Here is an 11,714-nt window from a genome sequence, read left to right as displayed (position 1 = left end):
GCGAGCGCGGCGGCCCTGCCGATGCCGGTGCGCGCGCCGGTGACCAGCGCGCGCTGTCCGTCCAGCCGGAACGGGTCGGTCACGAAAGCGACTCCGTGGCAACCAGATCCATGTCGTTATAGGCGAGGTTCTCCCCCGCCGTCGACCAGACGAACCGGTACGGGGCGGTGCCTGCCCCGGTGTGCACCGACCACGGCGGGCTGATCACCGCCTGCCGGTCGGCGACGATGATGCTGCGGGTGCGGGTCGGCTCGCCGCACAGGTGCACGACGCGCTCGGCCGGGTCGAGCCCGAAGTAGAGGTAGATCTCGGTGCGCCGATCGTGGGTGTGGCACGGCATGGTGTTCCAGACGCTGCCCGGTTCGAGGGTGGTGATGCCGAGCGCGAGCTCACAGGAGCGAACGCCGTCCTCGTGCACGTACTTTCGCAGCGTCCGCTCGCTTGCCTTGTGTGCATCGCCGATTCGCACGCTCTCGGCCGATGCGCGGGGGATCAGGGTGGTCGGGTGGGCGAGATGCGCTGGCGCGGAGACGATGTAGAAGACCGCGTCGCCCGCCACCGACACCGTCTCGGCGCCCTGCCCGACGTAGACGATGTCCTCCGCGGACACCGGATGCTGCTGGCCGTCCGTGGTCACCGAGCCGGCGCCCTCCAGGCAGACGATGCCGAGTTCACGTCGGTCACACAGGTTTTCGGCACGCAACTCGGCCGGTGGCGCGAGAATGAGTTCGCCGCCGCCTGGCATCGCACCACCGATCAGCAGCCGATCGTGGAGGGACAGCGTGAACCGAACCTCGCCAGCGACAAACAAATCGGTCACCAGAAAACGCTCGCGCAGTTCCTCCGGCGCGAGCCTGGCCATCTCCGTAGGACTTGTCGGGTAACGGACGTCTGTCATGGAGTCACCTCTGATTTCCCGCCTGACGGAAAGTGCTTTCCCTCACAAGGGAAGCCGGAGGAGTATGCCGTATCAAGCAAGACCGCGGCAAGGGTGCCGCCCCCGCAGGCAAGGAGCAACGCGCATGCGACTCAGGGCACGACTCGTCGGATTGATCGCCGCGGGGCTGCTTGCAGCGACCGCCTGCGCACCGGGAGAGCCGGAATCGAACGCCCCGACCGGGCCGATCACCGTGGACTTCAAGTCTTTTCAAGGCAAGCGCCTGACCTATGTGTACTTCACCGACGGACCGGACCTCGATGCGACGAAGACGGCCATCGCCGGCTTCGAGAAGGAAACCGGTGCCACGGTCGATCTGCAGGTCGTCCCCTTCGCCCAGCTCAACACCGCGCTGCAGGCACGCATCGCATCCGGCACCGCACCGGAGGTCGCCCGGGTGCAGGACTGGTACCTGTACCGGGGCGAGGTGATCGACTTCGCGAACTACTTCGGCAAGTCCTACGCCGACGAATTCACCGACGGCGCACTGGCGGTCACCCGCGACAAGGAAGGCCGCCTCTACGCGGTGCCGAGCGACCAGACCATCAACGGCCCCTTCGTCAATGCCGACGCCTTCGCCAAAGCCGGTGTGCCGGTACCGGGTCCAACCGACAAACGGACCTGGCCGGAGTTCATGGCCGACGCGACGAAGGTCGCGCAGGCCAACGGCATGCCGTTCGCGCTGACGATGGACGTCTCGGGCAATCGACTGAGCACGATCCTCAGCCACTACGGCACCACCCTGATCGGCGCCGACGGCGAGGTCGGCCTCGACCAGGCCAAGGCGGAGCAGGCGTTGGGCATGGTCAACGACCTGCTGCAGACGAACAAGCTGTCCAAGGACTTCTGGCTCGGCGCGGGCACCAGTTACAAGGGCGGCAACGAAGCCTTCCTGGCCGGACAGGCCCCGGTGTATCTGTCCGGGCCGTGGCAGGTCGGCTCGTTCGCCAAATCGGCGCCGTTCGCGTGGGCGACCGTGCCCAATCCCTGTGCCGCCGAATGCGGCGGGTTCCCCGGCATGAAGATGATGGTCGCCTTCGCCCGCAGCAAGGAGCCGACGCTCGGCGCCGCCTTCGTGCAGTGGATGAACCGCGCCGAGAACCAGCGCGAGATCGACAAGGCCGCCTTCTGGCTGCCGACTCGCAAGGATCTGGTGGCCGCAGGCGTGCAGTATCCGTCCCGCGACGCCGACATGAACACCTTCATCCGTCAGATCGAGGTCACCCCGTCGGTCGACTTCGTCGCGGCGGCCAGCCCGGCCTTCACCGGCGCGGCCAACGCGCTCATCAAGGAGTTCGCCAAGGTGGTCGCCGGGCAGGAGAGCGTCGCCACCTGCGTGACGAACCTGCGCGCGCAGATCGCCGACATCATCAAGGCGTCCAAATGACCGCAGGCAAGCGCCTGATCAATCGGCGCAAGGTCGCGCCGTATCTGTTCGTGCTGCCGAACATGGTGATCTTCGGTCTCTTCACCATCTGGCCCGCGATCAACGGTTTCAACCTCAGCTTCTACGACAGCAACAACGGGCGAACCTTCCGTCCGGTCGGCACCGACAACTATCGGCGCATCCTCGACAGCGCCGAATTCTGGGACGTCGCACGGCAAACGGTGCTGTTCGTCGTCGCGTTCGTCGTGGTGAGCACGGTGCTGGCGACCGGCCTTGCGCTGCTGTTGAATTCGCAACGGCGCGGGCGTGGCGCGTTGAGTGCGGCGTACTTTCTGCCGATCGTGGTGTCGCCGGTGGTGGTCGGGCTGGTGTGGAACGCGGCGCTGCAACGCCAGACCGGGTTGGTGAACCAGGTGACCAGCGCGCTCGGCTTCGGCCATCCCGCGTGGCTGGTCGATCCGTCCCTCGCGCTCGTCTCGGTGATCGTCGTCGGGGTCTGGATCCATCTCGGCTTCTACACCATGATCGTGCTGGCCGGGCTGCAGTCGATCGACGGCGCGCTCTACGAAGCCGCCACCATCGACGGCGCGAGCCGCTGGCAGCTGATCCGGCGCATCACGCTGCCGCTGCTGCGGCCGACCACGATGGTGGTGATCACGCTGGCCACGATCGCGGGGTTTCAGGCCTTCGATTTCATCTACACGCTCACCGGCGGCGGTCCGGTCGGTGCGACGACGTTGATCGTGCAGTACGTCTACACCAACGGATTTCACGCGCCGATCAGTTACGGGCTCGCCAGCGCCGCGGCGGTGATCCTGTTCCTCGTCGTCTTCGCGGTCACCTTCCTCAACTACCTGGTCGGTAGGCGTCAGGAGGCGATGTGACCGGCCAGTGGGTCTCGACCACCGGGCGCGCACCATCGGTCGGCACGATCGTGCGCACGACGGTGCTGATCGTCGGCGCGATCATCGTGATCGCGCCGCTGGTCTGGGCAGGGTTGTCCTCGTTCAAGAGTCAGGCCGAGCTGGCCGCGCAGCCGCCGACGCTGTACCCGCACGCGGCCACCTTCGACAACTATCGAACCGGGTTGGCCGCCTTCGACTTCGGGCGCTACCTGCTCAACAGCACGATCGTGACCGTTGCGGCGACGCTGCTCACCCTGCTGATCAACGCGATGGCCGCCTACGCGCTGGCCAAGTACAACTTTCGCGGTCGCGACCTGCTGTTCCTGATCACGCTGTCCACCATCATGATTCCGCTGCAGGTGATCCTGTTGCCGGTCTATCAGGTGGTTTCCGCGCTCGGCATGACCAATTCGCTTCTCGGGCTCATCATTCCGCCCGCGGCGACACCGACGGGGGTGTTCCTGCTCCGCCAGTACATGCTGTCGCTGCCCGACGAGACGATCGAGGCGGCGCGGATCGACGGGGCAGGCGAGTTCGCCATCTTCTGGCGGATCGTGTTGCCGCTGTGCCGTCCGGCGCTGGCGGTGCTGGCGATCTTCTCGATCATCTGGCGGTGGAACGATTTCCTGTGGCCGTTGATCGTCGCCCAGGACGAGTCGAAACAGACGCTGCCGGTGGCGATCGCGCGCTTCGCCGGGCAGCAGGCGATCCCGTTTCCGCACATTCTCGCGGTGTCCGTGGTTTCGATCATTCCGGTGATCGTGGTGTTCCTGATTCTGCAGCGGCAGATCATTTCCGGGTTGGTGAGTGGGGCGGTGCGATGAGTCGGATACCGAGATTTGCTGCCGAGGAGCGTTCGGTGCATGCCCTCGATCGGCGTGGGTACGTGCGCGATTGGCTGAGCACGGCGGCGTTGTCGACACCGTGCGCCGATTTGCACGAGGTGCTCAACGCGCAGGGCAGTCCGTGGGGGCCGGATGGCCGCTGGGTGCTGACCAACGGTCCGGACGTGGCGCCGTTGAAGCAGATTCTCTACCGGAAGCATCCGCTGGCCGCCGCGCCCTCGCTGCCCGAAGTGGTGGCGGGCGGTGGCTTTTCGTGGGATCTGGGCTGGGGCAACAGTCGGCAGGCGCGGTGGGAACACTGGCGTGCGGGCGCGGACGGGCTGCTCGACTGGAGCGAGTTCTGCTACACGCCGGAGTATCGGCAGGCGATCGCCGCAACGGTCTTCGAAGTCGATCAAGCCGAGTATCGGGTATTCGAGGTCGAATGTACGGGTCCGGTGGCTCTCTTCGTCGACGGTGAGTTGGTGTTGTCGGCAACGGATTTCGCCTACATGGAGCCGTACCGGACCCAGGCGCGGGTGCGGTTGCGGTCCGGGCTCACCGCGGTGCATCTGGTCAGCTGGCAGGTGGCGTTCCGCGAATGCAGGCAGGTTGCCGGGTTGCGCGTGTGGGGCTTGCCGGTGCGGGTGGTGCTACCGACGGCCGGTGCGGACGAATACCGTTCGGCGGTGGCGGAAGCCATGCTGGACGCGGTCGGGCTCGCGCCGTGGGCAAGTACCGACGGGATGGTGACGCTGAGCGGCCCGGTCGGGGCGCGGTATCTGGTTTCCGTGAGCGGAGGTGCCGAGACCCCGGTGGAGTTGACCGACGGCACTGCGCAATTCACCCTCCCCGGTGCCGCCGAGACCGCCACGGCGTCCATGCTCGGTACCGGCGAAGCGGAACTGACCGTCCGAGTCGATGATTCGGCGGCACCGGTGGTCCGCAGGTTGCGCGCGGCGCGCGTGCCCGCCGTGCACCGGGCCGTGCCGGTCGGCACCGATCCGACGGTGTGGTGTGACGAACTGCTGCGCCACGTCGCTTCCGGCACACCCGGAATAGCCCGTGCCCTCGCCCGGCATTGCCTCGATCCTGCCGAGAAGCTGTCCGACGACGATCTCGCCCCGGCACTGTGGATGATCGAATCCCGTGCCGACTGTGCCGATTTCGAAGCCGTCGGACTGGTCCACCTGTGGCGGCGGCTCGACACTTGGTCACCGGCGCAGCGCGAGCGAGTCGAGCAGGCACTGCTCGGCTTCAAGTACTGGATCGACCAGCCCGGTCTCGACGCCATGTGCTACTTCACCGAGAACCACCAATTCGTCTGGCACACGGCCGAAGCCATGATCGGCGAGCTGTTTCCGGCGGCGCAGTTCGGCAACACCGGCTGGTCCGGGCGCGAGCACGCCGAACACGGGACGCGCCTTGCCGAGGACTGGATGCGGCAGAAGCTCGCTGGCGGATTCAGTGAATTCGACTCCAACGCCTACCTCGCGATCGATGCGCTCGCCCTGGTTACCTGGATCGAATTCGCACCCGACGACCAGCTGCGGCGCCTGGCCGAGGTCCTGCTCGACAAGGCGCTGTTCACCCTGGCAAGCAACTCGTGGCGCGGGGTCCACGGTGCCGCACACGGACGCTCCTATGTGCCGACGCTGCGGTCGTCCCGATTCGAAGAGACCGCGCCGATCATGTGGATCCTGTGGGGCACAGGCTCGTTGAACGGGGCAGTGTTGCCTGCCACCGCGCTGGCGACCGCGACCCAGTATCGGCTGCCCGAATTGATCCGGGCGGTCGCCACCGAGATACCCGACGAATGGGACGGGCGCCAGGTCTACTCCGGCACGTATCGACGACACCACGATCTGCTGGAGCGGCCGTACCGCTCCGATCTGCGCGTGTGGCGGACACCGGAGGCGATGCTGTCCAGCGTTCAGGACTACCGCTCCGGGCTGCCCGGTCTGCAGGAACACATCTGGGGCGCGACACTCGGGCCCGAGGTGCAGGTATTCGCGACGCACCCCGCGACGGACAGCACGTCGTCATCGGCCAGACCCAATGCCTGGGCGGGACACCGGGTGTTGCCGCGGGCCCACCAGCACCGGGACACCGTCCTCGTCCTGCACCGCATCCCCGAGGCGGACCGCCTCGGCACGACCCACCTGTGGTTCCCGACACCGCATTTCGACGAATGGACCACGCACGGGCCGTGGTTGGCAGGCCGCGTCGGCGACGGGTTCGTCGCCGTCGCCACCTCCGGCGGGTTCCGCGCGCGCACGACCGGAGACGGGTGCGGACAGACCTGGTTACCCAACGGCGATGGCCTGGCCTACGTCGCGACCGTCGGACGGGCAACGACCGACTCTTCGTTTGCCGACTTCGTTTCCGCGCTCACCGAACCGGTGTTCACGCCCGACGCTGTATCGTTCCGCGCACGCGACGGCAGGACACTCGCCCTGTCGTGGCCCGGCGTTTTCACCGTGAATGGCAGTGCGGCACTGGATTCGGCCGACACCACCCATCTCGACAACCCCGCCGTGCACGTTCCCTTCGGGGCCGACCAGCTGGCGGCGGACTGGCACGGCCACCGGCTCGTCCTCGACCTGGCCAACGGCTGTCGGATCGAACCGCCTAGCGCCGTGGCGCTTTCGGACACCGGAGCCACCGGTGTCGGGCGATGATCTGACCTCGGCACTGCACGCCGCTCCCCCACTCCCGCCCCGCACCGATCTCTCGCCCGCTGCCTTGATAGATGTCGGTGAGCGACTGGTCGCCCGCACCTGGTCCACGGGCCTGCCCTCCTGGTTCTGGGGCGAAGGCGTCTGCCTGCTCGGCATCGTGCGCTTCGCCCAGGCCAGACACCGACCGGTACCCGCCGCCGTCGTGGACTGGCTACGCCACCACCACAATTCAGGCATCAGCGTCTCCCACGTCAACAACCTCGCCCCGGGCACCGCAGCCCTGATCGCCGCCACCGACTACCCCGATCTGGTGGCCACCGCGGATCTCCTCGATCAGTGGTTCGCGCAATCCCCTTCGATCACAAGGGCGCCCAACGGCGCACTCGAGCACTGGCCCGACGGAGTCTGGGCCGACACCACTTTCATGGCAGGCGTCTTCCTCGGCCACCTCGGCGAGCACCGGCGCGATCCACGCTTGGTGGCTGCCTTCGGCGAGCAACTGCTCGCCCACGCCGCCATCCTGCAACACCCCGACACCGGCCTCTTCGCGCACGGGTCGCATCGCGGCCAAACCCTCTGGAACTTCTGGGGCCGCGGAAACGCCTGGTGCGCACTCAGTGCCGTCGAATACCTCGAACTGGCCGCACGAGGCCGGGTCCCCGTCGATCACGAACAACTCGACCGGATCACCGACCTCCTGCTCCGCCAGCTGACCACCTTGGCCGCGCTACAGCCCGACCACGGCGTCTGGAGCGTCCTGGTCGACAACCAGCCCGAGAACGCGGGCATCCTCGAACCCTCCGCCGCAGCAGGCATCAGCGCCGCGATGCTGCGCACCGCACTCCTGCTCCCGCACTGCCCACCCGAGATCCCCCGAGCGGGCTGGCGCGCGGTCGCAGGCGCGCTCGCCTACGTGGACCCCACCGGCACCCTCACCAGAGTCAGCGCGGGCACCGTCCTGCAACTGATTCCCTTCGGCTACAGCGTCATTCGCAACGATCGCGGCCAGCCATGGGGTCAGGGTCTTGCCCTGCACGCCATTGCCGCCGCGCTCCGAGCCCACGAATCCGGCGTCAGCGCAGCGTTGCCTCGAGGATCGCGTACGGGCTCGGCGTGGGAATGATGCGGTCGAGGGTGTAGCCCGCCGAGTCGAGCAGATCGCGGTACTCCTGCTCGGAGCGCTCCTTCCCGGACACCATGCCGAGCATCGTCAGGTCGATGGCCTTGGTCAGGTGCGGCTCGTCGCCGTCGGGCACGATCCCCTCGACGACCAACAGCCGGGCGCCCGGCTTGGCGGCCTGTGCGATCGCGGCGAGGATGCGGCGACTCGACGCGTCGTCCCAGTCGTGCAGGATGTAGCTGAGCAGGTAGATGTCGGCGGCGGGGACCGCGGTGAAGAAGTCGCCCGCAACGACATCGACCCGATCGGCCAGACCGACGGCCGCCAGCGTGCGTTCGGCGTTCGGGACGACATTGGGCTGATCGAAAACGATGCCACGCCGCGTGGTGTCGGCGTCCCGCTTCAGCAACTCGATCAGCACGCTGCCGTCGGCGCCGCCGATGTCGGCGATCGTCCGGCCCTCGGGCAGCTGATAGTTGTCGAACATGTTGCGAAAGCTCACCGTCACCCCGGCCATCGCCCGGCTGAACTGGGCCGCACGCTCCGGCTCTGCGGCCATCCATGACATGAACGGCTCGCCGAAATACTTTTCCGCACCGGGAGTTCCGGTGCGCACAGTGTGCAGCAGCTCGCTGAACGGCAGGTAGTGGGTTTCCATCCACATGCAGGCCACTTCGTGCATCGAGAGCGGATGCTTCTCCGAAAGCACCGCCCCCATCTCGGTGACCGTGACCAGGTCGCCCGGTCCGGTGGTGAACAGCCCCAACGGCGCCAGCGTCCGGATCAGCCTGGACAGTGCCTCCGGCTGCGCTCCGGTGCGTTCGGCGAGCTTGCCGACGGGTTGCGACCCTTCCTGCTCCAGTATCGTCACGACCCCCAGCTTCGCCACGACATAGACGGCCTGGGAAACCTGAAATCCGCTCAGGTACAGAATCATCGACGCGGGGATCGGCTGTTCGTCGATCGTCGTGGTGTCGGACATGTCTTCTCCTACTTCCTTCGGCGTGATAGCGACGTGGTGGAGCAGATCTCATCCGGTCGCGTCGCCGTGCCGGCCTGTCGCTCACCTGATGCTGGACGCCGCGCCGAGATCCCGTCAATGTATCGGACCGCCCAGCCGACCAGCCGACCCATGACCCGTCATAAGACGAGAGCCCTTGCTGTGCAAGGGCTCTCGTCCTGATCCTCGCGGGCGCTCAGCGCACTGCCTTCTGGACCCGTGCACCGATCGCCTTTTCGTCGGCGGCGGTCAGCTTGACGAGGGCGAACGCGGTGGGCCACATGGTGCCGTCGTCGAGGGTGGCGATGTCGTTGAACCCGAGGGTCGCGTAGCGGGCCTTGAACTTCTCCGCGCTCTGGAAGAACAAGACGACCTTGCCGTCTTTGGCGTAGGAGGGCATGCCGTACCAGAGTTTCGGGGTCAGTCCGGGGGCATTCGCCTTGACGATCGCGTGGATCCGTTCGGCCATCACCCGATCCGAGTCCTGCATCTGGGCGATCTTGGCGAGCACGTCGTTCTCGCCGTCCGCCTTGGCAGCGCGGGAACCACGGCGGGCCGCCGTCTTGAGTTCCTGGGCATGCTCTTTCATCGCGGCGCGCTCTTCCTCGGAGAAGCTCACGGCGGTCCTGGTTGCGGTCTTCTGAGTAGCCATTGTTCTGATTTCCTTCTGTGCGAATGTTTTCGGGATGAATCGGTGGGCTGGTTCGGCTTCAGCGGTCTTCCAGCAGACCGAGGACATTGCCGTCGGGGTCGGTGACGGTGGCCACCCTGCGGCCCTCGCCGACGCTGCGGATCGGCTCCCGCACGGTGGCGCCCGCGGCGGTGAGCTCGTCGAGCCGCGCCTCGATGTCGGCCACCTGCCAGTAGGCGACCGGCGCGGTCATGCCCTGCGGTCCGCCGTCCGGCACCAGCCCGATGTGCTGGTGTTCGAGGTCGAAGCCGACGTAGTAGGGGCTCTCGATCTGCGGCGGCACCCCGAACAGCGCCGAGTACACCGCCTTGGCCTTCGCCAGGTCGGAGACGGGGTGCAGCATGGTCTTGATACCCCTGGCCGGTGCGGCGGACATTGGTTCTCCTGGTGTTCTAGATGGGTCGGAATGGTCAGGCCGACAAGCGAACGGCAGTGCGGCGAGCACTCGGAGGGCGATTGCTCCGGTAAGCGGTTCCTGTTGCGTCCATGGCAATAACGGTAGGTTCGGGGCAGCGGCGCGACATCCGTGCCGACCACGGAGAGCACCACGGAATCAGCACGTAACCCCCGTGCCCGCACCCGAACGTGCCCGATACGCGAAGATGGAGACGTGTCAAAGCAGAAGGTCGCCGCCGGGATCTCGGACCGGGAGGCCGAAGTCCTGACTCTGGTCGGGCAACATCGCAGCAATGCCGAGATCGCCGCGGAGCTCTATATCTCGGTGCGCACGGTCGAAACCCACGTGTCGTCGCTGTTGCGCAAGGTCGGCGTTCCCGATCGCCGAGCGCTCGCCGGCCGCGCGGCGGAGCTCGCCAGGGACGAGCCGACCAGCGAAGCGATCGCCATCCTGCCTTCACCGTTGACCTCGTTCGTCGGCCGAGCCAGCGAACGCGCCGCCTTGCGCGCGGCGGTCGCCGCGCATCGGCACATCACCGCCCTCGGCCCTGGCGGCGTCGGCAAAACCCGGCTCGCCTTGGCCGTTGCCGCCGACCTTGCCGGCGAGTTCGCCGACGGCGCCTGGTTCGTCGACCTGGTCTCGGTGACAGATCCGGCGATGACCGGAGCCGCGGTGGCGCGTTCGCTCGGCCTCGGCGAACACCAGGGCCGCAGCATCGACGACTCCGTGCTCAACGCCTTGGCCGGACGCCACACCCTGCTCGTGCTCGACAACTGCGAGCACCTGCGCGAGGGCGCGGCGCCGTTCATCGAACGCCTACTCGCGCACTGCCCGCGGGTGACCGTCCTCGCCACCAGCCGGGCCCGGCTCCTGGTGCCCTTCGAGCAGGTCTATGTGGTTCCCCCACTCTGTCTCGACGGCGACGACGACGCGGTCACGCTGTTTCTGGATCGGGCCGCCGCCCTTGGCTGGCCGATCCATCCGGAGCAGCTCGGCCAGGTGACCGAGATCTGCCAGCGGCTCGACGGGCTGGCATTGGCGATCGAGCTCGCGGCCGCGCGGCTGCCCACCCTCGGCCTCGATGGGCTCAGTGCGAGCCTCGCCGATCCGCTGCGACTCCTCGTCGGCGGACGCAGGGCCGACGACCGGCATCGCTCGGTGCGCGCCATGCTCGACTGGAGTCAGGCGCTGCTCACCACCGAAGACCAGCAGGTGCTGCGGCGCATCGCGGTGTTCGTCGCGCCGTTCACCGCCGCCGATGCCGCCGAGGTGGCCGGGTATCCGCCGCTGGACCCGAACGCCGTCGCGGACGGGCTCGCCCGGCTAGCCGAACAGAGCCTGCTCGCCGCCGTGCCGACCGCTCGCGGCACCCGTTACCGCGCACTGGAGACGATCCGCCAGTACGAGACCGAGCAGCTCATCGAGACCGGCGAACTGCCCGAAGTGCTTGCCCGCCATCTGCGCTGGTGTTCGGCGACCGCCGCCGTGCTCGCCGGGCCGACCACCCCCGCGTGGCGCACCGGATTCGACTCGGCCGTCGACGATATGCGCGCGGCCTTGGCGTGGGCGGCGGAACAGCCCGAGCACCGTGCCGCCGCGCACGCGTTGGCATTGGCCATGGCGGAGCTGACCTTCACCCGCAATCTGGTCGGCGAATCTCAGCGGCGGTTCGAGCAAGCGGCCGCGCTCACCGACGATCCGGCCGCGGCGGCCGCCGCACTGCGCTGCGCCGCTCAGGTGGCCGGGTGCCGCAGACGCGGCGAGGACATGTT

At 67.6% G+C, this 11,714-nt stretch carries 10 protein-coding genes; 6 read left to right on the top strand and 4 right to left on the bottom strand.

Annotated elements, in window-relative coordinates:
* Positions 1-79 precede the first annotated feature (79 nt).
* Complete coding sequence (gene kduI / locus NA11_RS43105; RefSeq protein ID WP_069167903.1) at positions 80-898, bottom strand: 5-dehydro-4-deoxy-D-glucuronate isomerase; 819 nt, start codon at positions 896-898, stop codon at positions 80-82.
* Between the two features lie 124 nt (positions 899-1,022).
* Between kduI and NA11_RS43100 the strand changes: the two genes are divergently transcribed.
* Genes NA11_RS43100 through NA11_RS43080 form a run of 5 tightly spaced genes read left to right on the top strand, consistent with a single transcriptional unit; the run spans position 1,023 to position 7,857 of the window.
* Positions 1,023-2,324, top strand: a complete 1,302-nt coding sequence (locus tag NA11_RS43100) for an ABC transporter substrate-binding protein (RefSeq protein ID WP_069167902.1) — start codon at positions 1,023-1,025, stop codon at positions 2,322-2,324.
* Positions 2,321-3,208 carry a carbohydrate ABC transporter permease gene (locus NA11_RS43095; RefSeq protein WP_069167901.1) on the top strand — a complete coding sequence of 296 codons (888 nt, stop codon included), beginning with the start codon at positions 2,321-2,323 and terminating at the stop codon, positions 3,206-3,208. The genes NA11_RS43100 and NA11_RS43095 overlap by 4 nt, the downstream gene beginning before the upstream one ends.
* The gene (locus NA11_RS43090) at positions 3,205-4,053 is read left to right on the top strand and encodes a carbohydrate ABC transporter permease (RefSeq protein WP_218023500.1); all 849 of its coding nucleotides are present in this window, start codon (positions 3,205-3,207) and stop codon (positions 4,051-4,053) included. The genes NA11_RS43095 and NA11_RS43090 overlap by 4 nt, the downstream gene beginning before the upstream one ends.
* 35 nt (positions 4,054-4,088) lie before the next feature.
* On the top strand, positions 4,089-6,734 hold the full coding sequence (locus tag NA11_RS43085) for a hypothetical protein (protein ID WP_245746585.1): 2,646 nt from the start codon (positions 4,089-4,091) through the stop codon (positions 6,732-6,734).
* Positions 6,721-7,857, top strand: coding sequence for a glycoside hydrolase family 88 protein (locus NA11_RS43080; protein ID WP_069167899.1), 1,137 nt, complete (start codon positions 6,721-6,723; stop codon positions 7,855-7,857). The genes NA11_RS43085 and NA11_RS43080 overlap by 14 nt, the downstream gene beginning before the upstream one ends.
* On the opposite strand, the gene NA11_RS43075 is transcribed toward NA11_RS43080, so the two are convergent.
* From NA11_RS43075 to NA11_RS43065, 3 genes are all read right to left on the bottom strand, one after another.
* Positions 7,808-8,836 (bottom strand): methyltransferase, encoded by a 1,029-nt coding sequence (locus NA11_RS43075; RefSeq protein WP_084655594.1) that lies wholly within the window; start codon positions 8,834-8,836, stop codon positions 7,808-7,810. The two genes, NA11_RS43080 and NA11_RS43075, sit on opposite strands and share 50 nt — an antisense overlap.
* 214 nt (positions 8,837-9,050) lie before the next feature.
* A complete protein-coding gene (locus NA11_RS43070; protein WP_069167898.1) occupies positions 9,051-9,506 on the bottom strand; it encodes an iron chaperone in 456 nt (151 codons plus the stop codon).
* A 58-nt stretch (positions 9,507-9,564) separates the two neighbouring features.
* Positions 9,565-9,921 (bottom strand): VOC family protein, encoded by a 357-nt coding sequence (locus NA11_RS43065; RefSeq protein WP_069167897.1) that lies wholly within the window; start codon positions 9,919-9,921, stop codon positions 9,565-9,567.
* 234 nt (positions 9,922-10,155) lie between these two features.
* Between NA11_RS43065 and NA11_RS43060 the strand changes: the two genes are divergently transcribed.
* On the top strand, positions 10,156-11,714 hold a 1,559-nt coding region (locus NA11_RS43060), incomplete at its 3' end, for an ATP-binding protein (protein ID WP_245746584.1).

Source organism: Nocardia altamirensis NBRC 108246 (assembly GCF_001612685.1).
In the GTDB taxonomy this organism is placed as follows: domain Bacteria; phylum Actinomycetota; class Actinomycetes; order Mycobacteriales; family Mycobacteriaceae; genus Nocardia; species Nocardia altamirensis.
This window is presented reverse-complemented; position numbering and strand designations above follow the sequence as displayed.